26 protein-coding genes are annotated in these 25139 nt (G+C 29.6%); 16 read left to right on the top strand and 10 right to left on the bottom strand.

Annotation, left to right across the window (positions count from 1 at the left end):
• Position 1 precedes the first annotated feature (1 nt).
• The 3 genes from HN587_01025 to HN587_01015 form a co-directional block, all read right to left on the bottom strand.
• Positions 2-2203, bottom strand: coding sequence for a hypothetical protein (locus HN587_01025; protein ID MBT7902414.1), 2202 nt, complete (start codon positions 2201-2203; stop codon positions 2-4).
• Positions 2203-2724 (bottom strand): hypothetical protein, encoded by a 522-nt coding sequence (locus tag HN587_01020; GenBank protein MBT7902413.1) that lies wholly within the window; start codon positions 2722-2724, stop codon positions 2203-2205. Before HN587_01020 ends, HN587_01025 begins: the two co-directional genes overlap by 1 nt.
• A gap of 268 nt (positions 2725-2992) precedes the next feature.
• Positions 2993-4192: a redox-regulated ATPase YchF gene (locus HN587_01015; GenBank protein MBT7902412.1), complete on the bottom strand. Its 1200-nt coding sequence runs from the start codon at positions 4190-4192 to the stop codon at positions 2993-2995.
• Between the two features lie 85 nt (positions 4193-4277).
• Between HN587_01015 and HN587_01010 the strand changes: the two genes are divergently transcribed.
• From HN587_01010 to HN587_01000, 3 genes are all read left to right on the top strand, one after another.
• Positions 4278-4793, top strand: a complete 516-nt coding sequence (locus HN587_01010; GenBank protein MBT7902411.1) for a metal-dependent hydrolase — start codon at positions 4278-4280, stop codon at positions 4791-4793.
• A 120-nt stretch (positions 4794-4913) separates the two neighbouring features.
• On the top strand, positions 4914-5489 hold the full coding sequence (locus tag HN587_01005; protein MBT7902410.1) for a hypothetical protein: 576 nt from the start codon (positions 4914-4916) through the stop codon (positions 5487-5489).
• A 79-nt stretch (positions 5490-5568) separates the two neighbouring features.
• Positions 5569-6363: a ribonuclease Z gene (locus HN587_01000; GenBank protein MBT7902409.1), complete on the top strand. Its 795-nt coding sequence runs from the start codon at positions 5569-5571 to the stop codon at positions 6361-6363.
• A 17-nt stretch (positions 6364-6380) separates the two neighbouring features.
• Here the strand turns inward: HN587_01000 and HN587_00995 are convergent, their stop codons facing one another.
• Entirely contained in the window at positions 6381-6878 is a 498-nt protein-coding gene (locus HN587_00995; protein MBT7902408.1) for a hypothetical protein, read from the bottom strand.
• A 394-nt stretch (positions 6879-7272) separates the two neighbouring features.
• Here HN587_00995 and HN587_00990 point away from each other — a divergent pair, with 394 nt between their 5' ends.
• A complete protein-coding gene (locus HN587_00990; protein ID MBT7902407.1) occupies positions 7273-8898 on the top strand; it encodes a hypothetical protein in 1626 nt (541 codons plus the stop codon).
• A gap of 44 nt (positions 8899-8942) precedes the next feature.
• Here HN587_00990 and HN587_00985 read toward each other — a convergent pair whose 3' ends face one another.
• The 3 genes from HN587_00985 to HN587_00975 form a co-directional block, all read right to left on the bottom strand.
• The gene (locus HN587_00985) at positions 8943-10385 is read right to left on the bottom strand and encodes a deoxynucleoside kinase (protein ID MBT7902406.1); all 1443 of its coding nucleotides are present in this window, start codon (positions 10383-10385) and stop codon (positions 8943-8945) included.
• A 165-nt stretch (positions 10386-10550) separates the two neighbouring features.
• A complete protein-coding gene (locus tag HN587_00980) occupies positions 10551-11816 on the bottom strand; it encodes a radical SAM protein (GenBank protein ID MBT7902405.1) in 1266 nt (421 codons plus the stop codon).
• Entirely contained in the window at positions 11791-12459 is a 669-nt protein-coding gene (locus tag HN587_00975) for a hypothetical protein (GenBank protein ID MBT7902404.1), read from the bottom strand. The genes HN587_00980 and HN587_00975 overlap by 26 nt, the downstream gene beginning before the upstream one ends.
• A gap of 219 nt (positions 12460-12678) precedes the next feature.
• Between HN587_00975 and HN587_00970 the strand changes: the two genes are divergently transcribed.
• The 4 genes from HN587_00970 to HN587_00955 all read left to right on the top strand — a co-directional run bounded on the left by HN587_00970 (position 12679) and on the right by HN587_00955 (position 16602).
• A complete protein-coding gene (locus HN587_00970; GenBank protein MBT7902403.1) occupies positions 12679-13563 on the top strand; it encodes a hypothetical protein in 885 nt (294 codons plus the stop codon).
• 52 nt (positions 13564-13615) lie between these two features.
• Positions 13616-15016 (top strand): hypothetical protein, encoded by a 1401-nt coding sequence (locus tag HN587_00965; GenBank protein MBT7902402.1) that lies wholly within the window; start codon positions 13616-13618, stop codon positions 15014-15016.
• Between the two features lie 141 nt (positions 15017-15157).
• Positions 15158-15658: a Fic family protein gene (locus HN587_00960; protein MBT7902401.1), complete on the top strand. Its 501-nt coding sequence runs from the start codon at positions 15158-15160 to the stop codon at positions 15656-15658.
• A gap of 143 nt (positions 15659-15801) precedes the next feature.
• Positions 15802-16602 (top strand): BtpA/SgcQ family protein, encoded by an 801-nt coding sequence (locus HN587_00955; GenBank protein MBT7902400.1) that lies wholly within the window; start codon positions 15802-15804, stop codon positions 16600-16602.
• 17 nt (positions 16603-16619) lie between these two features.
• On the opposite strand, the gene HN587_00950 is transcribed toward HN587_00955, so the two are convergent.
• Both HN587_00950 and HN587_00945 read right to left on the bottom strand, forming a co-directional pair.
• Positions 16620-17102: a peptidylprolyl isomerase gene (locus HN587_00950; GenBank protein MBT7902399.1), complete on the bottom strand. Its 483-nt coding sequence runs from the start codon at positions 17100-17102 to the stop codon at positions 16620-16622.
• 3 nt (positions 17103-17105) lie between these two features.
• The gene (locus HN587_00945; GenBank protein ID MBT7902398.1) at positions 17106-17861 is read right to left on the bottom strand and encodes a hypothetical protein; all 756 of its coding nucleotides are present in this window, start codon (positions 17859-17861) and stop codon (positions 17106-17108) included.
• Between the two features lie 139 nt (positions 17862-18000).
• Between HN587_00945 and HN587_00940 the strand changes: the two genes are divergently transcribed.
• Genes HN587_00940 through HN587_00915 form a run of 6 tightly spaced genes read left to right on the top strand, consistent with a single transcriptional unit; the run spans position 18001 to position 21431 of the window.
• A complete protein-coding gene (locus tag HN587_00940) occupies positions 18001-18423 on the top strand; it encodes a hypothetical protein (GenBank protein ID MBT7902397.1) in 423 nt (140 codons plus the stop codon).
• A 5-nt stretch (positions 18424-18428) separates the two neighbouring features.
• Positions 18429-19361: a hypothetical protein gene (locus HN587_00935; protein MBT7902396.1), complete on the top strand. Its 933-nt coding sequence runs from the start codon at positions 18429-18431 to the stop codon at positions 19359-19361.
• Between the two features lie 4 nt (positions 19362-19365).
• Entirely contained in the window at positions 19366-19743 is a 378-nt protein-coding gene (locus HN587_00930) for a hypothetical protein (GenBank protein ID MBT7902395.1), read from the top strand.
• A gap of 39 nt (positions 19744-19782) precedes the next feature.
• Positions 19783-20274, top strand: a complete 492-nt coding sequence (locus HN587_00925; protein MBT7902394.1) for a hypothetical protein — start codon at positions 19783-19785, stop codon at positions 20272-20274.
• A gap of 54 nt (positions 20275-20328) precedes the next feature.
• Positions 20329-21156: a hypothetical protein gene (locus tag HN587_00920; protein MBT7902393.1), complete on the top strand. Its 828-nt coding sequence runs from the start codon at positions 20329-20331 to the stop codon at positions 21154-21156.
• A gap of 2 nt (positions 21157-21158) precedes the next feature.
• Positions 21159-21431 (top strand): hypothetical protein, encoded by a 273-nt coding sequence (locus HN587_00915; protein MBT7902392.1) that lies wholly within the window; start codon positions 21159-21161, stop codon positions 21429-21431.
• Positions 21432-21462: 31 nt separating this feature from the next.
• Here the strand turns inward: HN587_00915 and HN587_00910 are convergent, their stop codons facing one another.
• The gene (locus tag HN587_00910) at positions 21463-22134 is read right to left on the bottom strand and encodes a hypothetical protein (protein MBT7902391.1); all 672 of its coding nucleotides are present in this window, start codon (positions 22132-22134) and stop codon (positions 21463-21465) included.
• A gap of 121 nt (positions 22135-22255) precedes the next feature.
• Between HN587_00910 and HN587_00905 the strand changes: the two genes are divergently transcribed.
• Positions 22256-23563: a hypothetical protein gene (locus HN587_00905; GenBank protein ID MBT7902390.1), complete on the top strand. Its 1308-nt coding sequence runs from the start codon at positions 22256-22258 to the stop codon at positions 23561-23563.
• Between the two features lie 123 nt (positions 23564-23686).
• A complete protein-coding gene (locus HN587_00900) occupies positions 23687-25084 on the top strand; it encodes a hypothetical protein (GenBank protein ID MBT7902389.1) in 1398 nt (465 codons plus the stop codon).
• Positions 25085-25139 lie beyond the last annotated feature (55 nt).

Here is a 25139-nt window from a genome sequence, read left to right as displayed (position 1 = left end):
TTTATATTCCATTACCTACAACGTTTCCTGCAATCATATTGAATGCAAACATAACTCCTAGTGCAATAACACTATAAAGAATTGTTGCTCTCATAAGATTTGCACCAATCAAATATTTTTCATTAAGTTTATCAGAACCATTTTCGATACCATTAACCATAATTGTCATGATGTATACTAATTGAACTACATAAAATCCAACAATTATTTGAAAATAGAATGTGGGCATACCTTGACCAAATAAACTACTAAGTCCTAAGTTTGCACCTGCACCTGATGCTGCACCGTCTGCTTGAATTTTTGTTAGTTGTCCGGTGAGTTTAGTTAAAATTGTTGTAACCATTGATGTAATTCCAATAACAATTCCTGAAATACAAGGAGCTAAAAATCCAATTTGTGATTTTAAACTACTTACAGTATCACTCATTAAGTCTTTTAGTCTTTCATCAACACGATGCATTTCTTTAATATATCTTGAAACATTAATTACTGCTTGTGCTGCAATCATTGGACCTTTACGACTACTTTCAATTAAAACTTTCATGCTAGTTTCAATTAGGTCTGAAGGATATTCGTTAGCGCTGCCATTATTTTCATCAAAGATTGCTTGTTCAACACTCATTCCGAGTCTAGTTATATTATTTGCAGTGGCTGCAAAAAATTGTCCACTAAGGGTATCACTCATTGATTCTGCAACACGTTGAAATGCCAACTCTACTGGTATTCCATCTCCAAGTCTATTACCTAATTGGAATAATGCTGATGCAAATTCATTTTCAAGTTTTTTTGTTTGATCTCTGATTTTTTTAACATTCTTAGTTTTTAAACGATAAAATAATCCTATTGGCACTCCTAAAGATAATGGGAGAAATACGCTAATTAATGCACTTCCAAGACCATAAGGTCCATTGACTTTATCAGGGTCGGTTGCATCTGGAATGTAGCCTAAAAAATAAAATTTGGCTTGTTCATGTTCGTAGACTCCTGGATCAAGAAATTCCACGCTTCCATCTCTAGTAAAAATCATGTCCCATCCTGGATTTAGTTGGTGTATGATTAACGGGAGAAACGCAATAAACAAGAAAAATATGCCTATCGCTATACAAAAATAAAGTGGAGTTATTGACATCCCGAAAAAATTAACATTAGAAAATTTTTGTATTGCGGGATTTTTTGATATGTCTACATCACCATATCCGGTAGGTCTTGTTGATAAAATATTTTTACCTAAATAAAAGACTGATGCAGGCAATATTAAATTGTATAGTGTTGCTATGTGATACCAACCAACACCTTCCATAAAACTTACTGCTAAAGGTAAAATTACTAATCCTAAAATCGGGAGAATAATTCCTAACATGTGAAGCATTGTGATTGGACCTTTAAGATTTTGAGCATAATGCATCATTTTTTCAAAAGTTTCTTCTAAAATTACTGTTAATGATTTGTCAAGCATTATTAGTCGGTTATTATCATCACTTTCAAGAAGACTTCCTTCAACTAAATGTAGTGCTTCAATAAATTCCATGTTGTATTTACGCCAAGTTTGTAAATAATTATCCAAACTTTCTCTAACTGATTCATATTTTTCAGTTTCAACATTCCAAACAACTCTTTTAAGATCAAGACTTAATGGGGGTTTAAGATAATCTGATGCAAAATCAACTGCTAATTCTATGTTTGAAGTGTGTCTCATGTATGTTACAATGTAAAAAACTGCTAAGACCATTTGATTTGATGCTTGCATTCTCCAACTATTAGCCATCATGTGAGGTGCTTTGTTAAGTGGGCCTAGAAGTGCTGCTGCAAGTATTAAGAAAAATAAGGGGAAGAACATTCCTCCAGTTATTAAATATGAAATTGCAAACCCCATAAATCCGATGAGTAATGGAGCAACCATTGCAAGACTATAAACTCCTGATGGCGTAATATTTAGGTGACATACATCAATTGATTCTTTTAGTGCTAATTCTTTTTTAGGGGAGGGTTTTAATTTGAATATTTTATCAAATTGATTGCATGCTTTTTCATACCAACTCATGTGTTTTGGGAGATATTCATCTCTGAATTCTTGGTATACTTTTGTTCGAACTACTTTAATCGGAGCATTTTCTTCTGTTACTGGCGCTAATTGATTTGAAATTTGTCCTTTATATTTTGCAAGTAAGTTTTGTAATTCTTCCTTAGGTATTCCTTTTGGCATTAGTAATTACCTCTTGTTATGGTTTTTTCTCCTTTGTAGGTCCAATAATTTTCGGCACCAAATAAAATTATGCCTTCATTTAGTTCAGGTTTTAAATGTATTTGATCTGAGAAAATTATTTCTTGATGTTTAAAACTTTTTTTAGGTTTTTTTGATTTAATTAAATTAGAATTTTGACTGTGTGTTTGAGTAATTGATTTTTGAATAAATATGACTTTACTTTTTAGATAAATTCCACATAAATATTCTTTTTCTAAATCGTCACATTTTTTTACAACTCTTAATGCCCATTTGTTTTTTTTAAGCCATAAATTTCTTTTTTTATATTCTGTTAGAATTAAGTATGCAAGTGTTGTTTTTTCAGAAAAATTAAGAAAAATTGCACTTGATCTGCCAATTTTTTTAATTTGAATAACATTTTCCTGAGCTAATTCTTTTGTAAATTTATGTGCGTGACTATATGCTGATTTTAATTTTTTAGAAATGTCTGTAATTGTTAGAATTTCATTTAAATTATTCATTAATAATTCTATTATTTTGTATTTTAGAGTTTCTGCCACGTTTAGTTATTATTATATTTTTATTATGTTTATTTGCTATTAGTGGCTTTTGTTTATAAACTTATCTTTTTTTTAGATAATAAAAATTTTTATTAATTGATTTAATCTAATTTTTAGTATTTAATTATCTATTATTTAGATAGTTTAGTTTTTGTGTGAATTGGTCTATTTTACGTTAATTTGTGATAATTCGATTTAAACAAGGTTATAGATTTAATTGGGTTTAGAATTATTTATCACTAATAATTTCAACAACATCGCGGTTTTTAAGAAGATGTTCTTTACCTACCGTTCTTTTAGATTTAACATCAATTGCGCGAATAAAATGTTTTCCTAAATCAGTATGGATTTTGTATGCGAAATCAAGAGCAGTTGAGCCATTCTTTAGTAAGAAACAATCTGGAAGAACGTTACCGTCTTGATCTTCTAATTTATTAACTCCTCCTGGAAATATTGCAATATAATCTAGAATGTCAAAAATTGATTTGTTAAGTGCATCTTGAACTCCGGTTGTACCAAATTTTTCAAGAATTGTAGTTTTGATAAAATTTAATGCAGCTTTTTGTTTGTCATTAAGTTTTTCTGCATTTAATAATTCGAATGAATTTTCTCCTGGGAGATATTTGATGAGTCCGTGTTTATCTGCTTCTTTTAATGCGAGTTCACTTTCGGCACTACAAGGAATGATTGTGTAATCTGGAAAATCATTTTTTAATCTTTCAAAATTTTTCTCAGCTCCGGGAACATCAATTTTATTTGCTGCAATGATCATTGGTTTTGTGATTTTTCTTAATTCTGTTGATAAATTAAGAAGATGTTCTTCAGTCCATTCGCTTGGTTTTGTGGGATTTAATTCAAGTTTGTGTATTGCTGCGGCAACCATGTCTTCTGTTACTTTGAGAGCGGAGAGTTGTTTTCCTAGTGATTTTGCAATTTCTGTTTTTTCTTGCATTACTTGTCTGGCAAATTTAATCCAGCCTTTTTTAAGAATTCCTAAATACCAAAAATCAAGTTCTTTTTCTAAGAATTTAATATCATTTGCAGGATCATAACTTAATTGCGGAACTGGTTCTCCTTTTTCATTAACACTTCCTGAGATATCAATAACATGAACTAATGCGTCCGCTTGTCTTAAATCTTCTAAGAATTGATTTCCCATTCCTAGCCCTTCATGAGCTCCTGGAACTAGCCCTGCAACATCCATCAAATCAATAGGTACAAATCTCCAGTGATTAATGCAAAATCCAGTTCTGGGATTGCACTGTCTGTCAAATTCTTTATCGACACATTCTATTTTTATGAATCCGACTGCATGATTTGGTTTAATGGTTGTAAAAGGATAATTAGCAATATCTACATCTGCTAAGGTTGCTGCTTTGAAAAATGTACTTTTTCCACAAGATGGTTTTCCCACTATTCCTACAAACATAACTTTTGGGATAAGTATGAGTTATATAAATCTTTTTCTCAAATTTATCAATAATTATTTAAATCAATTATTGGTTTGGTTTCATATGCCTTATGCATTTGGTCACTTAGTTGGCTCTTGGATTATTGGAAAATTATATGAAAAAAAGAATAAAAAAAGTTTACATAATCTTGTTTGGTTTTTTTTACTTCTTGGCGCAGTATTTCCTGATTCAGATTATTTGATTGAATGGCTATTTAAAATAGAATTTCATAGAATGTTTACTCATAGTTTGATATTTTTGCTTATTGCAAGTTTTCTTGTGTTTGTATTTTCGGAAATTATAAGTAAACAAAATAAAGAATATGCTCTGTTTTTTGGACTTGGAATTTTAATTCATTTAATTTTAGATTCTATACTTGCACCTGGAATTATGCTTTTTTGGCCAAGTAAATTATTATTTTCAGTTCAAGGGATTTCTAATTATTCTTTGAATAGTTTTCAAATGTTAGACTCTGGTTCAAGATTGGGATATTTAAAATGGGCTATATTTGATATGGGTATTGGAACTGCGTGGATGTTTTGGTTAATTATTAATAAAAATATAAATTTTAGTAAATAAATTTTTAGTAGATGTATTTTAATTCTTATTGGAATTGTTTGAATTTTTATTTTGGGGTTACTCATAAATTTTTAATTTAAGGCGAAATGTTTATAAAGTATTTTTTATATGAATAAGCATATGGGAGATAAGAAGCCAGTAATAAATCTTAGAATTAATTATAAGGATGTTTTTAGTGTTAAAGGGCTTTACAAAATGGTCCATTTCTGGTTGGTTGAAAATGGGTACTGTAATGATAGTAATGATAAATGGATTGAAAAGTTATTTGTTGAACGTGTGAGTAATAATGGGATGAAAGAGATGTGGATGTGGTGGCGAACTGATAAATCTACTGATTCTATGTTTAAATTTTATTTTAATGTGGATTTTCATTTTCTTGGAATAACTACTACTGAAATAATGTATGAGGGAAAAAAATTTAAATCCAATAGTGGAGAAATAGATTTAGAATTTTTTACATTTATTGAATTTGATCCTTCTGGAAAATGGGATGATCATTTTATTCTTAGCAATAGTTTAGTTAAAAATTGGTGGAGAAATAAAGCATATAAAGACCAGTTTGATAAAAAAGCAGAAGAACTTTACAAAGATGCTTATAGGTTGCATAGTGCAATTTCTCAATATCTTGATTTGAAAGCATTTTTACATGAATATCAAGGAAAACCTTTCCATCCAAAAAAAGGACCTACTGCATAAATTTTATTTTTTCTTTAAACCAGTTTAAAGAGTTTATTGATTAGATTTATTTCTATTAATTGTCTGTATTAATTGTGAGATGACGTTGAAAAATGGTGATGTTAAATTTAATTTTGGGGTAACTGTTTTAGGAATTGGGAACTCTCATTCTGAGTTGTATTATAGAAGTAGTTTTTTATTACACGCAGCAGGAGAAACTGTTTTGGTTGATTGTCCTGATCCCATACAAAAAATGTTTAAAGAGGGGTATATGGCGCGAGAACGAAAAATTAAACCTGAATCAATTGATTCTGTAATAATCACTCATGCACACGGAGATCATTGTAATGGTCTGGAAAGTTTGGGATTTCAACTTTATAATGAAAAATGGTTTGGAAGAAGACTTAATCCAGTTAATTTATATTGTTTAGATTTTGATGCAATTTGGGGTAGACTTTGTGGGAGTATGGGTGAATTACTCAATCCATTTACGCAACAATTAGAGTGTAAAAGTCTTGAAGATTATTTTAATCTCATTTTGCTTGTTCCAGAAAAAGAGCGGGAAATTGGATATTTAACTGTCCAAATATATAAAACAAAACATCATGGGCTAAATTCATTTGGGTTTAAAGCAAGTGTTTGCAATCAAAGTTTGGGATATAGTTCGGACACTACATTTGATCCTGGACTTATAGAATTTTTTCAAGATTGTGATGTAATAATTCATGAATGCAATGGGGCTTTGCCGGGAATTCATACGGGTTATGAACAACTAATGAGTTTACCTGAGACTATACGAAAAAAAATGTATCTTATTCACTGTCCTGATCACTTCGATAGATTTAACTCTAAAATAAAAGTATTAGAAGAAGGACAATATTTGGAAATTGGATAAATATTTTTTTAAATTTATTATTTGATATTGAATTTTTTATTTAGCATTGTTGCAATGTATTTTTTAAATTTTAGTTGAGTTTCTATTTTGTTTTCGAGTTCGAGTGCAATGTCAGTACTAAAAATTTGTTTTGGAAGATTTTTTAGAAAATCAAATTGATTTTTGTTAGTTATAAAATGAAGATCTCTTTTTCTTTTTTTACTGTATCCATTTAAGTGGTTTGCGTGAAATTTTGTATTTTTGGCATGGTTCATGACATAATCATATTCTATTTTTTTTAGATCTCTTGCCGCGGTAAAATGCGCTAAGTCAATACAAAAACCACCTGCTTTGTTTGGTTCAGTTTTATTTTCTATTATGTTGTTGTAATTTAGTTCAAGAACTATGTTTTTTCTAAATTCTTTAAATTTTTTATAAAAATAATCAAAACTGTTTTCATGACAATTAAAATAAAATGTTTTAAATCTTTTATGAAGATAATTAACTTCAGAAGGGGTAAAATCTTCGACTCTCATATGAACTAATTTAATTTGAGTAACGCAGGATTTTTCTAATGCTGCATATAGGGGTTTTCTTTCTTGTTTAGTTAGAGTTGTTGGAAATAATGCTATTTTATTGATTTTAAATTTATTGATCTCTTTAATTTGGTCTTTCCAATGGTCTTTTTTGCGTTTGTTTGATGTACAAGTTACGCCGACAAATATTCTTTTATTAAAATTAAGCAGTTTGACACACCTCTTTTTGCTTATTTTGTATTTTTAAAGTTATTATTCTTTTCTTTTTAAATAATTCCTTTTTAAATGGCTCGGTTAGTTATATAACTTGTTTTGACGTTCTATGCCCTGTTCTCACTGTGCAGTAGTGTTTAATGGAAAGATTTAAATATGATTGCTTTTTTTTATTATTGATATGTTAGAGAAAAAATTATCTGGAAATAGAGTGGGTGATGCAATTATTAGATCGCACATTGCCACTAATAATGTTTTTGAAAATAAAAGTTTAGAAAATATAGTTTTTACGCCTCATAATTGGATTGCAAGAAAAAGATCTGATTATATTCGTAACTCTAAGCCTTCACGAAGTACTAATTTAGGTAAAATTGGATTTGGACTGGCTTATTTAACATCAGGATTATTAACTTATTCTACTTATGTTGGATCTGAAGTTTTTGGAAGAGTTGCAGAATCAACAGTTCGAGTTGCGGGTAGACTTGCAAAAGGTATTTTGAAAATTCCATATAAATTAATTGATAAAAAGGAAAAATCAGGAGTTAAACAAGTTATTAATTCTCTTGAGAGAACTGATTCTGAATCCCCTGTGTTTGAAGCAGAAGAAGGAACAGAATTAACAAAGTTAGAAAAAGGTTCAAATTTATTTTCTAGATTATATCGTCAAACTAAAAGTAAAATATCTCAATATTTTGGTGCAGAAGGAGTAGAACCTTATGATAAAAAAAGAAATGCTAGATGTCGAAGACAATTTGGCCGAGATTTAGGAACTCTAGGATTATCTGCTTATATTTTTTTGAAAGGAATCGGAGTAATATTTGGCGGGTCTGATCCGGTTGTTGAATTAGATAAACCAGTAGTTCAAGAACCTCTACCTCCTGTGACTACAAAATTACAAGGAGAAGAACTTTTTGAAGCGCAAGTCAATCGAGAGGTGGAAAGACTTGGAATTAAATATGATTCTTCTGCAATAGATTATGCTCGTCAAGTAATTGAAAATGGACATAAAATAAAACTGCATCCTGAAAAAAATCAAAAATTAAAAGGAGAAATGTTAGGAAAAATTAAAGGATCATTTCCAACTATTAAAGTATCAACTTTATTTGGGTTTGCAGATGATTCTACTGATTTAGAACATATTGCTGCACTTTATTCTGCACAACAAAGAGTGTTGGATAGAGTTGGAACAAAATATAATACTCATTTACCTATGACTTTTTTAGTTGCAGCACTTTCTGCAGAAGGGCACAGTCTAAATGTTGATCATTCTAGTTATCGATCATTACATGGTTTTCAAAATTATGGTCTAGATACTTTCGGAAGTAATTTTAAACATATTGTTAGGAGAGGTTTTTTAGATAAAGAATTTAAAGCTAATTTTAGGTTGGCGTATGCAACGAATGAAAAAGGACAATCAGTTCAAACTGCAAGATTTAACGATAAAGAATTTGCATTTGAAGCATTTGTTGCTGAAATGGGTAGTCGACAAATGTTATTTTACAAACATTTAGAAAAATATGGTATTGATTCTTCTCAAGTTACACCTGAAGAAGTTTTATTTTTTACATATGCATATTATAATGGCGGTCCGGGAAGTGTTAAGTCAGTTTTAAGACAAGGATCAATTGAGAAATTGCATAGTTATTTTGCAAATGTTCATAATGGTGGAGCTAAAGGAAATTCATTTGGAGTTTTAGCAACTCACTCTTGGTTAGATGATAGTGGTCATTTCAATGAAACTCCTGAAGGATCTTATTTTTGGGCAGATAAGTCTGCAGCACAAACAGTTATGAATTTGTTTGATTAAATAATTTTATTGTTTTTTTATTTTCTATATTTTTTAAATTTATTTTATAGTTTTGAATTAGTGGTATAAGTAATTCTTTTTCCTGATAGTGCTTGATACATTTGTTCACAAACATAACCTAAATGAATTCTTAAATTAGTATCTACATGTTGAACAGGTATTTCAATTATTGGACCTTTATGAAATCCTGAAGTTACAACATCAGTTGTGAATGTTTGATAAATTTTTGCTAATGCATTAATTTCTTCAGGAGTCCAACCTCCTTCTATTTCTGCAGGTCTCCCTCTTTGAAGTATTCGTTGCCAAGAAAAGTCACCTGGTGCTTTTAGATGAATCATTAAATCTGCTTGTGGTAGTTGTTCATTTGCTCGTCTAAATTCAGCCATTAAAACATCATATTCTCTGGGTTTTAGTATTCCTTGTTCTTTGAAAGCTCTGCTAAATGCGAGAATATCTTCTGGGAGGGATCTATCTTTAATATAACTTGTATTACCAGATTTGCCTTGTATTCTTTGTGCAGAACGAAATTCTAAAAAATTTCTTTGTAATTGTAAACAATGAGTTGGTTTGTCTGCTAAGAATGGATATAAAAGCGGATTTTTTTCTGGATTTTCATATAATCCTTGTAAATCTAATGCTTGGGCTAAGTTTGCAGTTAAAGAAGATTTACCTAATGCGACATTTCCTGCGATAGTTATTAATGAAGGATGCGCTGCTAAATACTCTCTTAAAATGTTTTCTGCGTGAATTGCTCTTGATGTTGCAAGTGTTTCCGGGAGCGATATCCAATCAATTAATCCAGGAGTTCTTATTCTTAAATCAAGTCGGTTTATTGTGTCCACTATTTTTTGAGCAGTATCTTCTAAATAACTTCTTTCTTCAATATCTTCATTTGCATCAACGAAAATAACTGGACAAGTTATATGCTGTGCGACAAATGCTTCATAAAGTTGGTTGAGTTTTTCAATATATTCTCGAGGAATTTGTTTTTCCATATCTCTTCCGCGAGTTGAAATTCTGGACATTAATGTGTCAATATCAGCTCTTAAATAAACCATTAAATCAGGTTCCTCAATTTCACGAGTCATTAAATCAAATGTTCTTTGATATACTGCAAATTGCGCTTCAGACATGTGGCCTAATTCTCTTTGTGCCATACCAAAAATAAAATAATCTTCTCTAAGAGTTCTGTCTTCAAGAACGATTCCTCTGCAATTTCTAATTTGATGTTCTCGTTCAAGACGGCCATTAAAGAATTCAATTTGGGCTTCGAATGCATGTGCTTTAGGATCTTTATAAAAATCTGCAAGTCCTGCATCATTAAAAATTTCTGAAAATTGATGAACTCCGTAAATTCCATTTGGAGGTAGAGTTCTAAGAAGGGTATCTTTCATTCTTGGACTTGATAAGAAATCGCATAATGTTGATTTTCCACTGCCTATGTTTCCTGTAACTGCAATTCTTAAATTATCTGCATAGTATGCCAAATGATCACCCTTTTATTGTTAATATTTTTTTAATAGATTTAGTTTTGAAATTAGAATATTAAAAGAATTATTGTGCTGATAAATATATGTTGGATTTGTTATGATAATTAAATTTGAGGTTTTGTTTTTTATTTTCTATATTTGTTGTATTTATTTTATGGGTTTTTATTTTGTGAGTTTGAGTTCTTCATTTAAAGAATGAGTGAATAAATTTATCATTTCTAAGTCTACTGCATCTTGAGAATTAGTTTTAATAATTAAACTGCTATTATTTTGGTTAAATCTTTGTAATTTGTGGTTCTCTTGTTCTCTAAAAAATTGAGTATTATTAAGGAGCATGAAATGATGAGCTCTAAGTTGGTTTTGTTTTCTTGAATTATTTAAAATAAATTTTGCAGAATTAAGAAATTTTAAAAAAGTGTCTCCAGGCAACCCATACATTAAATCAATTTTAGATTTAAATTTTGCAGTATCAAGTAGGTGCAAAGCAGTTTTTACTTTTTTTAAGTCATATGATCTTCCTGAGCTTTTTAAAACTGTTTGATCGGTTGATTGAAGTCCTAATTCGACATTAATATTTAAATTAAAAGATTCAAGTTGTGTTATTAATTCTTGGTCTATTAATTCAGGTTTTAATTCAAAGTTTACTGAAAGTTTTTTGTTTTTACAATTTTTTTGAATGATTTCTAAAACTTTTTTAAGTCGAGTTTTATTAATATTTAAATTAGCGTCAAGAATAGTTAAACTTTTGAATTGGTAGTTTTTAAATAAGTATGCAATATTTTTTTTTAAGTAATTAAATGAAAATTCCCTTGGTTTTTCACATTCTGCATAAAAACAATATTTGCAAGAGTAAGGACAACCTCTTGTTGTTTCTATTTTGATAGAATGATATGTGTCTTTTTCTTTAAGTCTGTAGGGAAAGGGAATATCATCTAAATTTTTAAGAGCTATTTTTTTTGTTTTAATGATTTTATTATTTTTTTTGTATATTAAATTAGGAACGCTATTTAGGTTAGGGGATTTCTTGTTTAATTGAGTAATTAAATTTGAAAATGCAAGTTCTCCTTCGCCCTGAATTACAAACTCAATATGCTTTGTGAGTGCAGACTCATTAACTTCAACCCCTCCTAAAATAATTTTAATTTTTGGGTTGATAGTTTTTATTGCTCTTGCCATATTTTTGATTACTTCAATACTCCAAATATAACAACTAAATGCGACAACATCTGGTTTTTGTAAAATAATGTAGGTTAGTGCTTGGAGTTCAATATTTTTGTTAATGTCATAACTAAATCTGTTTCCAAAAGAAAATTCTTTAATTATAAATTGATTAAGTGAATTGTTTTTTTGCGCAAAACTTTTTAGATAAGTTAAGCCTAAGGGGAAACTGTCCTCTTGCAGATTAAATCCTGTTAATAATATTTTCATTTTGTTCTAAAAATTCTAGTATTTCTTTAAATTTTATTTTATTTTTTATTGGTTTGAGTGGGAATTTATTATTTGGCTCGCAATATTTTTTGAAAATGCATTTTTGACAAGTAATATTTTTATTTTTATGTTCTATTTTATTGGTGAATAAGTCATAATTGTGTTGGATTAAACTAGTCTCATTGCAGAATGGAACTCCTCTAAAAATAGGATAAAATCTATTTGCTACGAGTGTTGCAAAATGGGTTTTAATATTTTTTAAGTCAGTTGGAGATTTAATATTAAGAATAATTCTATTAACTCTCTCTATTTGAGATAAGTGAATTTTTTCAAAAATGTTTGTGGGAATTATTAATTCGACAAAATTATTTTTAGATTTGCAATTGAGAATTGAAGAATTAATTTGATTTTTATTATTTATTATTATTGAAAAAAAATTGATTTTTGATTCTTTTAAATTTGGCTTTGTCAAATTTGATTTAATTTGAATTCCTTTGAATCTTTTTTTGTAATTTGTGTAGAATTTATTTACGTTAGTTAAGTCTAACTTATTAGAAATTTGTATTATTAATTGTTCTATGTTTTTTAAGTTGTCTTTTTGTTTGTTTACCTCTTTTAAACTACTTATTGTTTTTTTTAACATGTTTTTTTAAAATGGGAGTTGGTTTATAAATTTTAACTATTTGATGACGATTTTATTTGTTTATGAATTAGATCTATTTTTTGATTTTAACTTATTTATTAAACAAATTAATTTTAATTAAGAGTTTTAAATTTTATTTTTAAACGAGTAGTTAACTATAAATATGTTTGAAGTTACAAAAATATATTGTTAAAGATTGTTTAAAAAGAGTGGGTGGTTATGAAATTAAATAAGTTATTAGTTATTTTTGGATTTCTATTTATTCTATTAGTGTCATCTATAAATGGCGAATCTAATTGCGGGATTGTTGTTTATGAAGGTGATTTAGTTCAGTTAGATCCTGAAGCACAAGATCCTGATTCAGATATTGGGCCTGCAGGTGAATTAATTTGGGAATTTGGATCTCCCTTCGATTCAGCAGGAATATGGCAGACAAAAAAAGGTCAAAGAGGAATATTTGATTTTTGGGTGAGTGTTACTGATGGTGAATTTACGGATGTTCGGAATGCTTGTGTTGAAGTATTAAATAATAATCAAAACCCGATTATAGAATATGTTGATTCTGTTAAAATGATTCGAGGTCAATCAAAAACTTTGAATTCATATTGTTATGATCCTGATGGGGATATTGTTTCGGTTTCATATGCAGTTAATGGTCGTGAAATAAATTCATTAAATTATGAACCTCCTGGATTATATTATGTTGATGTAATTTGTGAAGATGGCTTTGGAGGAGTTGATACTGCAAGAACAACAGTTGAAGTTTTAATGCCTGAAATAATGAAATCACAACAAGAAATTAAAAAATCTATTAGTTCGCCAGTTGATCAGTCAATTGTTGTTTATCAATCATCTGTTGAATCAGAAAATTTATCAATTAAAATTAATGAAATCAAATCTGATATTGATTTAGTGGTTTTAGAAAAATCAGGAGTTAAAGTTATTATTTCTGAAGATGCTTTTTGGAATACTATCGAATCTGATGAAACTGCGAAAACAATTATTCTTGAAAATAATTTTGAAAATGATCTCGCGAGTGATTGTGAAACAAAAACTAAAAATAATTTAACTCGCACTTGTTATTGTGCAAAATATGGTAAATAATTGTTATTGTTATTATTAAATAAATTTATTAATTAAAACTCGAGGTGTTTAAATGACTGTAAGAAAAAAACATGTTTTTTTAAAAAAAGGAATTTCGTCTAAGAAAAAGACGTTTTTGCTAACAACGTTTGTTATTGCATTATTTGCTTTATCATTAATTGTTTATGGTGCTTTACAAGATCCACAAACATTCTTAAATCAAGAAGATGCAGAACACTATACCAAATACTTTTTCTCAAGAGATGAGTGTAGATATTTATTTCCTGAAGGAAGTTGTATAGTGGACGATCAATATTGTAATCAAAATTCATATGATTATAGCATTATGAAATTAGAACCATATTCGGATTATTGTGAACAAGGAACTGTTGTATTTAATGCACCAACCGTAGTTCCTTCAGTAGTTCCAAAACCCACTAGTACTGAATCAAAAGATTCCGTGGGAGATTGTACATTTGTGCAAGATGAAGGTAGTTTAGTAAGTTTAAGACCTGAAGGATATGATCCTGACAAAGACATTGGTCCTGCAGGAAAATTATTATGGACATTTTTTGAACCATTTAATAATCAAGGCGCATGGCAAACTGTTAAAGGAGATGCAGGAATTATTTGGTCTAAAGTAAAACTTTCAGATGGAGAATTTTACGATGAAAGAACATTTTGTATTGAACTTTTAAAAACTAATTCCCCTCCAAAATTAGTTGGAGCAGAAGATGTTTTTGCAAAAGAAGGAGAAACAGTAAACTTAGATGTAAGTTGTTCTGATCCTGATGGGGATAAATTAAAATTATACATTTCAGGATTTATGACTTCTGCACAAAAAGAATTAAGTTTTGAAGATGCTGGAACTCATGCAATCAAATTTGTGTGCCAAGATCCTGATGGAGAAACAGATGAGAAAACTATTACATTAACAGTTGAAGATGTAAATAGACCTCCTCAATTAGTAACTCCTGATACAGTTGTTGTTGATGAAAAACAAAAAGCAGTAATTACTGCAAAAGTTGCTGATCCTGACGGAGATTCTGTAACTGTTACTTTTGAATCGCCATTTGATGAAAAAGGCGAATGGGTAACTGTTAAAGGTGATTTTGGAACTAAAACAATTACAGTTGAAGCTAGTGATGGAAAAGCAAAAGTTAGTAAGGATGTAAAGGTAGTAGTAAATAAAATTAATTCTGCACCAGTTTTATCAGATATTAAAGATATTATTGTATACGAAGGTGAAGTTGTAGAAATTACTCCTAAAGCATCAGATGAAGATGGTGATAAATTATCTGTATCATTTGAAGGTTTTATGAGTGCTGCTACAAAACAAACTGACTATGATGGTGCAGGAGAATATACTGTAACTGTTACTGTAAAAGACTTAAGTGGAGAAGAAGATTCACAAGTAGTTAATGTGAAAGTAATTAATAGGAACAGACCACCATCAATTACGAAGTTGAAATAAATTTTTTAATTTTTTTTATTCTTCTTTTTTTGTTGTTTTAGGTTATCTACAATAAGTTTTGTTATATTGTTATATTTTTTTTGGTCTAGGTGTTGTTTTTATTCCGAAGAGTTTATATTGTTCTTTTTAACTTTATTTGGTATGAAACCTTTTGCAAGAGTTGTTCCTTATAATATTGAAAATCTTCTTTATTTTATTATGAACTCTAATAACATTGAAGATATTCCTCATGATGTTGAAAGTGTCACTTTCATTAATCATTATAGAGCATTTGATTATCTAAAAGGATCTGAGGGTAATTTTTCAATTTTAGAACTTCACAGAATTCTTATGGAAGATCAGCTTTCTAATCCAGGAACTTATCGTAAAGTTAAAGTAAGAGTTGCTGATCATGTTGCACCTGATCCAAGAAATATTCCTTCTCTTATGCGAGAGCTAGAAACAAGGTTTGACGAAGATCCTTGGTTTGTTCATAATCAATTTCTTTGGATTCATCCCTTTGTAGATGGTAATGGGCGTACTGCACGTCTTCTTCTTAATAATTTACACAGATTAAGTTATTCCGATCAAATGATTATTGTTGATTCAAATAAAAGAGATTTGTATTACCAGATGCTTGAGGATTTTGATAGAACTAAATAAATGTTTAAGAAATGCATTTTTTTATTAAGTCTTTTTATTGGTTTTTTATGTGTTTTTTTTGGTTTTTGTTGCTTTAAGTTCTACAACAAGAATTATTATATTTGGGGGGTATTCAAATGGGTAACTCTTTTTGAGGTAAAAAAATGAATTTTAAAGAATTTATTCAAGGGAAAAAATTAATTGTAGGTATGATTCATGTGAGGGCACTTGCTGGAACGCCTAAAAATAGTTTGTCTTCACAAGAAATTATTTTTAAAGCAGTTGAAGAAGCAAAAATTTATCAAAAACATGGACTAAATGTTGTCGCAATAGAAAATATGCATGATTTGCCATACACAAAAAATATTGGTCCGGAAATAATTGCTTTAATGAGCATTATTGGTAAAGAAATAAAAAAATTAGGATTATATTGTGGAATTCAAATCTTAGCTGCGGCCAATAAAGAAGCATTAGCAGTAGCGAAAGCTGCAGGACTTGACTTTGTTCGTGTAGAAGGATTTGTTTATGCGCATATTGGCGATGAAGGATACATAGAATCTTGTGCGGGTGATTTATTAAGATACAAAAAACAAATTGGTGCGGAAGATGTGTTAATTTTTACAGACATTAAAAAGAAACATTCCGCGCATGCTTTAACGTCCGATGTTGATATTGTGGAAACTGCGCATACTGCTGAATTTTTCTTGTCAGATGGAGTAATAATTACTGGTAGTTGTACTGGTAAAGAAGCTTCTCTTGAAGAGATACAAAAAGTCAAAGAACAAGTTAATGTTCCGTTAATAATTGGTTCAGGAATAACTGCTGAGAATGTTCATAAATTCATGAGTGCAGACATTTTTATTGTGGGATCTTACTTTAAGAAAAATGGTTTATGGTCAAATGAAATTGAGGAAGATAGAATTGAATCTTTGATGACAGAATTTGAAAAGAAAAAAATAATTTAATTTTTTTATAATTTTTTTTATTCTTCTATTGTGACTTTTTCTAAAACCACATCTTCATCAGGTTGATCATTATGATCTCGTTTTGTTTTAGAAATATCAATGACTATGTTTAATCCATCAATTACTTCTCCAAATACTGGATGTGCGTTATCTAGGAAATGGTTGCCTGCGACATTGATAAAAAATTGACTTCCACCTGTATTTGGTCCTGAATTTGCCATTGCAATAGATCCTTTAAAATTTTTATTATTATCTGTGAATTCATCAGAAATTTTATATCCAGGTCCGCCAGTTCCCCATTGTTGTCGTTTAGCATTATTTTTACTTTGAGGATCTCCGCCTTGAATCATAAATTTAGGAATGACTCTGTGAAATTTAGTATTGTCGTAAAAACCTCTTTTGGCTAAGTCGATGAAGTTTTTTGTTGTGATTGGCATTGAGTCTGTATAAATCTTTATTTTTATTGTTCCAAGGTTTGTGGTTAGTATTGCTTGTGTCATTTTTCAATTAAATATTTTTTTAATATTTATTAAATCTTTGTTTTTGATTATTTTTGATTTAGACCAGAGAAAATTAAAATTTTGTTTGTAAGTATCAGCTACATCTTTGTTTTTTATGAGTATGACGTGAAAGGGGGGTTGTAAAATGAATAGTGCAACTTTTGATCCGTAGATGTACGCAGTTGTAGGTATTTCTTTTTTAGAATCTAAATATTTATATGATCCATTTTTTGTTTTCACAATATATCCTTTTTTGTCGAATACAATTTTTTCTTGAATATTATTTTTTTCTATTCTTTTAAGAAATTGGACTAACTGAATGTGGATTTGAGGGTGTTTTTGTTTATTGGATTTGGCAATGCAATAATAGTTTTTCCCTGTTTTAATAATATCATTATATACTGATTTTATTCCTTTTAGTCCTTTGAATAATTCGACTGTAGTATTTTCTTTTGGAAGGTTTGATAAATCGATTAATTCGGGAAGTATTTTTTCTTCAATTTGAGTCTTTTTTTCTTCGATGTATTCTAATATATTTTCTGGAGGTGCTGCTTGAAAGTGTTTTTTCTGATCTGATGTGAATGTACTAACTAATCCCTTTTCTCTTAATTTTTCTAAAAGATCATATATGTGGGTTCTATGAAGGCCTGTTTCTTGGTGGATTTTGCTAACTAGTGTAGGTCCTAGTTTAAGCAATGCTTTGTAAACTATTACTTCTGCATCTAAAAATCCTAATTGTTTGAACACTTCATTGTCCATTTTATTGTTGGTTTGTTATTGTTCTATTTAAAGTTTTTGTCTCTGTAAAGACAGCAAGATTTTAAGTAGTTTTAATTATTTACTGGGGGGTAATAACTTATGATTTGTTGTTGAGATGAAAAATGTAAGGAGTGGGATAATGCAAATTGAAAACCAATTAGATCTTTTGATTGTGATGAATAATAAAGAAATTGCAGAAGCGTATGAGTTGGATGCGAAAGTTCAATTTGGCTTAACTGCATCAAGTATTACTCATGGTAGATTTGCAATGGAATATTTGAATTCCTGTTCTGATGAAAATTTGCCTAGAGCAACTTTAGTTGATTCAAGCTTGCAAAAAGATGAACTGAGAGATTATCCTGTTTTGATATTGGAACACCTTCAAAAAAGAAATGCCATGGAGTATTTTGGTTATGTTTGTTTTCACTTAGGTCCTTATGAGAGAGAACTTCATCGAAGAACTGGGGTGGATGATTTTTTTGAACAAACAAACGAATTTGGTGAAGGAGATCCAGTTTATGAATTTATGAAAAATTTAGCAAGAGAAAAATTGCGAGAGTAATAAAAATGGAATTAAATGAAAATATGATAAATGAATTTTATGGTTGTTATTTTGGAGATAAATGGGCAAAACCAGAATCAGCAACATCTAAAAAAGTTTTGTTTACTAGAACTTATGATTCTGGAATTAGAATTTCAGTTATGTTTCCTAAAAGTTTGAATGGGGATGAAGAGTATACTGTTTTGTTGGCGGTAAATCCAAAAGAACAAGAAACAACTCAAGACATTATTGATGTGTTTAACGAATTAGGTGTTCGAGCAGATCAAGTTTTATTTGAAAAAGGAGATTTAACTTCTGTTAATGGTTGGGCGCGTTATGTTTCATGTAAATCTGTTTATCATTACAAAGATTTGGAAACTGTAGGTGAACAAGTTAGACAAATGGAGTTGCTTTATGGAGATGCACCTTCACAAATCCAAAGAGAATTTAATGCTCATGGAAGAGAATTATTGGATATAGAAAGATTATATGCGCAAACTTTAGAAAAGTATGGCTTTAGTGCAAGGTTTGAAAAAGAAACTCCTAAAGCAAAGTCGCTTCCTAAAAATTTGCCTTCAAAACGTAGTAGCGAAATTGCACCAACGTGTTTTATTGAACATCCTGAATTGATGCCTAAAATTTATTTTACTTATTGTTCATTTTCAGGTGTCTTTGATATTGCCATGGATCCTTTCTTTAAAGAGTTTAAAAATTGTATCCGCGGTGAAGGTCCAATAAGTTCGCAACCTCTTGACGAATTGGCTGAGTTGTTAATTATGCAAAGCAGTTCTTTAGTGCAAGCAAATGATTTAGTAGAACTTTTGTCATTAAAACAAGGTGGGCGCGAAGATTTTTGGGTTGATAGATCAGATACTCGAGCTGAAGGTCCAAGAGACTTAATGGTTGTTGAGACTAAATTTCTAAAGCCTTTAGAAGAATATTTGAACGGTTTGGTGTAAACAAATGGGAAATTTATTGAGAGTTTATGAAACAGATAATAATGTTTTTGTAACAAATGAACAAAATGAAATTATTGATTCTTTTGGAAGTTTTGATATTTGTGAAGGAGATCATTTAGCCGAACTAGTTTCAGAATCAAAAAGAATTTATGAGAAAACTGAAGTTGTGGCTTTTGAAGAAAGATATTCTAAAGAAGTATATCGTCCAGGTTCGGATATGGTAATAACTAAAATTCCTTTTGATGAACCGAGATTTATGTTATCAAGTAAACAATCTTTTCAAAAATTTTCTGTTAAATTTGTTTCATTATATCCTGAGGAGTATATGGGACATATTGCTCGTAGATATATTACATTGGAATCTGCGTTAAGAACTGAATAACTATTTTATACATTTATTAAATTTAGAGGTTTAAAAAAAATGAGCGAAAATCAAGATTGGCAGTCAAAAGCATATGCACTTTTTTCAGAAGATACTATGGATCTTAGACGTTTACAGGGAGTTCTTGGAGCTGGTTTTAAATCTCAATCTGATTGTTGTGTGGGAAATGTTCTTGATGATTTAATCGCGTTAGGGGTAACTCAAAATCACACAATAGAATCTTTTGGACGTGAAGAAAAATCTTATTTAGCAAGTTCATCCAGTTCGGTTTGTGTTGGGGGAACACAGTTAGTTACGCACTTAAATCAAAAAATGAGTGGAGATTTAGGTTTAGCAAAAAATTTGGCAAACTATTTTTTATTAACTGAAGTTGCTATTTATTGTGAAAAATTATCTATGTTTCATAAAGACAAAAAAATAGTTGTTGATGTATCTTCATTAAATTTAGATAGGTTTAATTATGATTTTTATTATGGTCTTTGTTCATACTTTGGTTCTTGTGATTATTATTTGACAGAACCTATTGATTAATAATTATGATTAAAAAGGAGAATTTTGTTAATAATTTATAGGGAGATTAAATAAATGGTAGCATCAATAAATATGACTTACACTGGAGAATCAAGAGAGTTTGAAGATCCTAGAACTGAAACTTTGTATGATCTGTTAGTATTTAGAGATCATATATTTGAAGCATTAACTTATTTTCATATGAAAACTTCTAAAGGGGAAGAATTAGAATCTGTCGATGCGGTTCTTTGTAAGTATTTTCTTTTGAAGGATGAGGTTGCACAATTGCATTTAGAAGGCAGTGCAAAATTTGGTGGATTAAATATAGAAACTGGGAGAGTTATTTATGACATTTCAGGTTTAGTGCATAAAATTTCCTCCAGATTTGATTTTTCATCTTTATTGAGCGTTTCTTCATTGGATGGCGAAGTTGTAGATTTATTTTCTGAAAACTTTTTTGAAATTGCAGGACATTTTTTTAAAAAAGAATTTGACAATATATTAGGCCCAGATCCTGCTTTTAATTGTAAGGGTTGTTCAAATTTAGAAACAAAATATATTCCTGAAGAAGGAGGACCTGATCCTAGGATGGTTCGCGAAGAGGCATATTATTCTAAGTCTTGTGGAATTTCTAGTAATTTGGTTGAGTGGGGTGTTTTGGCAAGTCAACAGAAAGTAAAAGAAAGCAGTTCTAGTATGTTTTATTATCAATTTGAATCAGTTTGGGATGAATTAAGAGAGTCTCAGTTAAATTCTTTAGGTGTTTGTAAGAATCAAAAGCCTGTCGTAGATGCAACAGTTTACAACGCAGTTGCTAGTTTAGCTTCTTTTGTTGAAATTCTTAAAAAAGTTTGTGATCCTGAATTAACTATTGAAACTTTTTTAGAATCTGTTGGAGATTAAACATGGAATTAGAAAAAAGAAATGAAGAATACTTTAAAGAAAAGTATCGGTGCAGGCCTAAACCAAATAGATTTCAAGTTGTGCTAAGACAATTAGATGATCTTTCTTTTATCTACACAGATGTGGATCTAAGCTTGGCTAGAAGTTTTTCAGTAGCGTTAACTCATCTTCCTGATAAAGATAATTTTGAAGATATTTCGGATGTTGTTTTAGATAATTGGGAAAAAGTTATTGGAACAGCATATTCAGTTTATTTGAGTTTAAAGTATTTGTAGTTAATATTGAATTAGTCAGTTTATAATTTGCTTATTCATTTAACATTTGATAGTTGCCTAAAAGAAAAGGCATTATTTTTTTTTCTGCAATTCTTAAGTGATATTGGAAAGTTGATTTTGAAGTTTTCATAAGTTTTGCTAACTGATCTTGATCAATTTTTCTAGGGTAATCATAATAGCCATATTGATTAGCTAAAGAAATTGCTGTTCTTTGTTTATTTGTTAATTTAGCAGTTAAGTGAGGAAAAAAGAAATCGACAATTTTTTCTTCTTTAAGTTTAAGAATTTCTCCTTGCATGTGTTTTTTTGTCATGTCAACAAATTTTTGTAGTTCTTTACGATCCCAACTAGCAACCTCAAAAATCTCATGACCTGTTGGTGTGTTAATATCTGGTTTAAGATAGAATATTTTTGGATTGAAAAAATCAGAAAGATGTTTATTTTTTTTAGGTTCTTTAAATAATGTGAAAAACATTCCTTCACTTTCTTCAAATTTAACCATTCGTTTATCTTTTTTAACTTCTTTGATAAACGCTTTAACGTTTTTATCTTCGCCGCGTGGAAAATGAATTACATTAAAATATATGTGTGTTTTATCTTCATAAGTTCTTAAACCATAAACTAGGTTAGTTACATTATGTTTTTTTGTTAGTTGACTGGTTATGCATTCTTTGTGCACTATTTTAACTTTAGCAACCCACATAAGGTATAGTTTTGGGTTTCTTATTTATAATAATATCGTTTATGAACTAGGTAAGATTTATTATATATCTAGGTCATTTGAAGTATTGCGTAACAAATATATTTTAATGTGGGGTGGAAACTTGAGTTTTCCAATTAAAAAATTTATAGCGCTTATTGTTATGATTTTATTGGGTATTATTAATATCAATTTAGTTTTTTCTATGCAAAATGTTTTTTTAGAATATGATTTGTTAGGTAATTTAATTGTTGGAAAAGATAATAGTTATGAATATGATAGTTTAAATCAGTTAGAAAAAGTTTATTCTTCAACTGGAGTGTTGCTTGAAGAATATTTTTATGATGAATCAGGAAGTCGAATTAAAAAAATTGAATATTTGAATGAAGTTCAAACAACTTATTATGTTGGTGATTTTATTAGGGTTGTTAATTCTTCTGGGGAATTTGATCAAGTTTATTATTATAATTCTATTCAACAAGTTGGAAAAAAAGATTTTGATGGGGAAATGTATTTTTATCATCCAGATCATTTAGGTAGTACAAATTTAATGACTAATTCTGCAGGAGAAATTGTTGAAGAAACAAGATACTTGCCATTTGGTGCAGTTATTTTTAGAGGGGATGAAAAATTTTTGTACAATGGAAAAGAACTTGATAAAACAGGACTTTATTATTATGGTGCAAGATATTATGATTCTTTTTTAAGAAAATTTACTCAACCAGATTCAGTAATTCCTTCAGTTTATGATCCTCAATCATTAAACAAATACTCATACGTAAAAAACAATCCTTACAAATACATAGATCCAAGTGGGAATTATGTTGAAAGTGCTATTGATATGAGTCTTATAGGATATGATTTAACTCAATTATCTGAAGATCCATACAATGCAATTAATTGGTTGGCATTAATTGCTGATGGTGCGGGTCTTGTTGCTCCTGTGGTTACTGGGGCAGGTCCTGCTGTTCGTGTTGGGGCACCAGTAGTTGCTGATGCTGCAAGTGCGATAGTTCAAACAACAAAAAAAACAGCTAAAACTGTACTAAATTATGGATCTGAATTAATTAGTAAAGGGTGGGATGAAGCAGCAAGGTATATAGATGAACTGTCGCAAGGAACAAAAACCCAAGTTGATGAATTATTAACCTCTGGATATCCTAAACACATTAAAGATCCTTCAAAAATTGGGTTGGGTGGGCCTGGAAAAGTTATACAAACAAGTGATGATGTTGTTGAAAGATTCAGATTTGATACTCCTCATCAAGGATATGATGTATTTCATTATAATCATGAATATTATAAATTAGATCCTGAAGTTGGAAAATTAATTAAGAATGTAAAAGGTAAAATTGAGCCATATAAAAATTCACATATTGTTGAAGTTGCTGAAACCTTTGTTGATATTTTTAAGCTATTAAATGGAAAATGAATATATTTAAAATAAGTTGGAACATTGGAAACTTTATCGTTCATAGGCTAGGTAAGTTTTATTATCTCTGCAGGGTATTTAAACTACTGCGTAAATATTTAAGTTTTAATGTGGGGTGGAAAATTGAGTTTTCCAATTAAAAAATTTATCGCGCTTATTGTTGTGATCTTATTTGGCATTATTAATATCAATTTAGTTTTTTCTATGCAAAATGTTTCTTTAGAATATGATTCTTTAGGTAATTTAATTGTTGGAAAAGATAATAGTTATGAATATAATAGTTTAAATCAGTTAGAAAAAGTTTATTCTTCAACTGGAGTATTGCTTGAAGAATATTTTTATGATGAATCAGGAAGTCGAATTAAAAAAATTGAATATTTAGATGGTATTCAAACAACTTATTATGTTGGTGATTTTATTCGGGTTGTTAATTCTTCTGGAACGTTTGATCAAGTTTATTATTATAATTCTATTCAACAGGTTGGTAAAAAAGATTTTGATGGGGAAATGTATTTTTATCATCCTGATCATTTAGGTAGTACTAATTTAATGACTAATTCTGCAGGAGAAATTGTTGAAGAAACAAGATACTTGCCATTTGGTGCAGTAATTTTTGGAGGGGATGAAAAGTTTTTGTACACTGGAAAAGAACTTGATAAAACAGGACTTTATTATTATGGCGCAAGATATTATGATCCTTTTTTAAGAAAATTTACTCAACCTGATTCAGTAATTCCTTCAGTTTATAATCCTCAGTCACTAAATAAATATTCTTATGTAAAAAACAATCCCTACAAATACATTGATCCATCAGGACATTTTTCTATTGGTGCGATGTGGGACTCAGTTGTTGATACTGTTACAGATGCAACCAATTATGTTGCAGATGTTGCGGGAGATGCATATAATTCAGTGATGGATTTTGGCACCACTGTTGCTGATGCGGTTGCACCTGTTATGGATTTTATTGGTAATACTTTAGAAATGTTACCTGTTAGCGGAGATATTTCTGATGTTTGGGCTACTTTTACACATCAAACTTTATTTTCACAAGAAACCCTGTCTGAGTCAGATTATGAATTGTTGGCAGTATGTGCAACTTTGCCCGGTGTTACTTACAAAAATGCAAAAGCATTAAATTCGGTGGATGATATTGTGGCGGGAATTCGAAAAAGTACGTCGTCTTCTGCAAGAAATACAGTTCTTTCAGGAAATAATGTTGTGAAAGCTCCGATGAGTTCTGCATGGAAATGGAATAAAGGAACGTTTGATACTGCAAAGGATTCTTTCAAATATCATTATTGGAAACATGGCTATGGTAAATTATCTGAGAATGCTTACTTGAAAAAAGCAGTAAATTTGGGTAAAACAATTAGGAAATGGACATGGAAAGGTTATGTTAGATATGACTCTTGGCTTAACTCTGGTGGAACTGGAGACATACTTAAATCAAAAATAACAAAAGAAAAAGGTTTGTTTGATAATGCGGGAAAACCAATTTACTATATTCCTCCTAAATAATTTTTTTTAAGTTATTTTAATTTTTTAAGTTTTTTAAATGTTTTTAATAATTTAT

The organism is Candidatus Woesearchaeota archaeon, from assembly GCA_018675335.1.
In the GTDB taxonomy this organism is placed as follows: domain Archaea; phylum Nanobdellota; class Nanobdellia; order Woesearchaeales; family UBA11576; genus JABJCP01.
Note: the sequence above shows the minus strand (reverse complement) of the source record. Positions and strands in the feature narration are given on the sequence as shown.